Here is a 2,344-nt window from a genome sequence, read left to right on the forward strand (position 1 = left end):
CGTTAGTTTGAGCCGATTTGCCAAATTGGGATCTTCCCAATAGATTCTTCAAATTACCGGAAATAGTGCGGGTTGTAGGATGTTCCTTTCCCAACTGCTTGACAGCAATCTGTAGAGCCTGTTGGTACAGAGGTTTCGCTTCAAGGTACCCCCCCTGGCGTGAGTACAGTGCAGCCAGGTTGTTGAGGCTGGTGGCCACATCCGGGTGTTGTTGACCCAGCAGGCGTTGCCTCAGGTCTAAGGCTTGCTGGTACAGAGGTTTCGCTTCAAGGTAGCGCCCCTGGCGTGAGTAAAGTGCAGCCAGGTTGTTGAGGCTGTCTGCCACATCTGGGTGTTGTTGACCCAGCAGGCGTTGCCTCATCTCTAAGGCTTGCTGGTACATCGGTTCTGCTTCTGAGTATCGGTCCTGTTTCTCGTAGAGTGTTGCTAGGTTGTGGAGGCTGTCTGCCACATCTGGGTGTTGTTGACCCAGCAGGCGTTGCCTCATCTCTAAGGCTTGCTGGTACATCGGTTCCGCTTCCTGGTACCGCCCCTGGCTCCAGTACAGTACTGCCAGGTTGTTGAGGCTTTGTGCCACATCCGGGTGTTGTTGACCCAGCAGGCGTTGCCTCATCTCTAAGGCTTGCTGGTACATCGGTTCTGCTTCTGAGTATCGCCCCTGTTTCTCGTAGAGTGTTGCTAGGTTGTGGAGGCTGTCTGCCACATCTGGGTGTTCTTCACCCAGGAGGCGTTGCCTCAGGTCTAAGGCTTGCTGGTACATCGGTTCCGCTTCAAGGTAGCGCCCCTGGCTTTTGTACAGTCCTGCCAGGTTGTTGAGGCTTTGTGCCACAGCTGGGTGTTCTTGACCCAGGAGGCGTTGACTCAGGTCTAAGGCTTGCTGGTACATCGGTTCCGCTTCAAGGTAGCGCCCCTGGCTTTTGTACAGTCCTGCCAGGTTGTTGAGGCTGGTGGCCACATCTGGGTGTTCTTCACCCAGGAGGCGTTGCCTCAGGTCTAAGGCTTGCTGGTACATCGGTTCCGCTTCAAGGTAGCGCCCCTGGCTTTCGTACAGTGCTGCCAGGTTGTTGAGGCTGGTGGCCACATCTCGGTGTTCTTCACCCAGCAGCTGTTTGCTCAGGTCTAAGGCTTGCAGCAACAGGGGTTCTGCTTCCGAATATCGCCCCTGGCTGTCGTACAGTAAAGCCAGGTTGTTGAGGCTGGTGGCCACATCTGGGTGTTGTTGACCCAGCAGGCGTTGCCTCAGGTCTAAGGCTTGCTGGTACATCGGTTCCGCTTCAAGGTAGCGCCCCTGGCTCTCGTACAGATAAGCCAAGTTGTTGAGGCTGGTGGCCACAGAAGGGTGGTCTTCACCCAAGCGCTCTCTAACCATTGATAAGCATTCCTGATACCAAGGCAATGCTTGTTCGTAAGCGCCTTGACCATAGTAAAAGCGGCCTAAGCCCACAAAAGGTGAGATTAAATCTTGGTCATTCAAGTATTCGTTTTGGTTAGTAGCAACTTCCACCAGGTGAGGGATAGCAGGAGTAATTTCTATAATTTCTGACTGAGTTGGGGTCTTAGGAATCTCCTTTGCTATTGCTACTATAGCTGAACAAACGCCCCGTTTTAGTTTTTCAATATCAGCTAATTGTTCCCGTTTGATACTCAAAAATTCTCTAATCCGTTCGTGAAGTTGGTAGGTATTATCATCCAACTTCTGGAGTAAATACTTTTCAACTAAGATATCCCGATTCACTACTAAATCAAAGTCTAAGCTAGCAGCTGCAGCAGCCTCGGATACTAATGACCAGGGAATAGGAGCCAAGGCAAACAAACTCAGGAGAGCAGCCATGGTTTGAGCTGAAGACTCTAAGGAATCCCAATTGAGTTCCAGCACAACATCATCTGTACCAGAGTCCCCTTCTTCAGATTGCTTCTGCTCTAGGAGCGATAAAATTTCTTCTAGCATCATCTACTCCCTGGCTTTGAGTATAGCGCTGCCGCATTGTATAATCCTAAAGGTACACAGCCAACAAATTTACAGAGCTTTGTAGCAAATTCTAACTCTTTTTGAACCAACTCCTTTCCTAACAACTGTGCTAACAACTCTAGAGCCTCAGTTTCTGGTAATTCCCCGAGAGGAAGTGATGCATAGGGTAACTGTGAGCTACGTGTAGTAATTAATACCCTGAATCGAGAACCCATGGGCGGTAAGTAGTCTTTAATTTGCTCGATGTTAGTGACATTATCGAAAACCAATAAAACTTTACCTGGTTGCCACTTTCTCCAGCAATAAGCCAGTTGGCTAGCAATGCTGAGATTTTCAGGAATCTTAAAACTAGGAAAATCATTCACAAATGCAAAT

1 protein-coding gene and 1 pseudogene are annotated in these 2,344 nt (G+C 49.6%); both read right to left on the bottom strand.

The window, feature by feature from the left end:
• Nucleotides 1–1,948, bottom strand: a 1,948-nt coding sequence (locus F6K38_RS39640; RefSeq protein WP_287360380.1) for a tetratricopeptide repeat protein, incomplete at its 3' end; no start/stop codon positions are given.
• Nucleotides 1,948–2,344, bottom strand: a pseudogene (locus tag F6K38_RS39645) (NB-ARC domain-containing protein,Caspase domain-containing protein); the annotation flags it as partial. The pseudogene F6K38_RS39645 and the gene F6K38_RS39640, both read right to left, overlap by 1 nt.

It is taken from the genome of Moorena sp. SIO3B2, assembly GCF_010692525.1.
GTDB lineage: Bacteria > Cyanobacteriota > Cyanobacteriia > Cyanobacteriales > Coleofasciculaceae > Moorena > Moorena producens.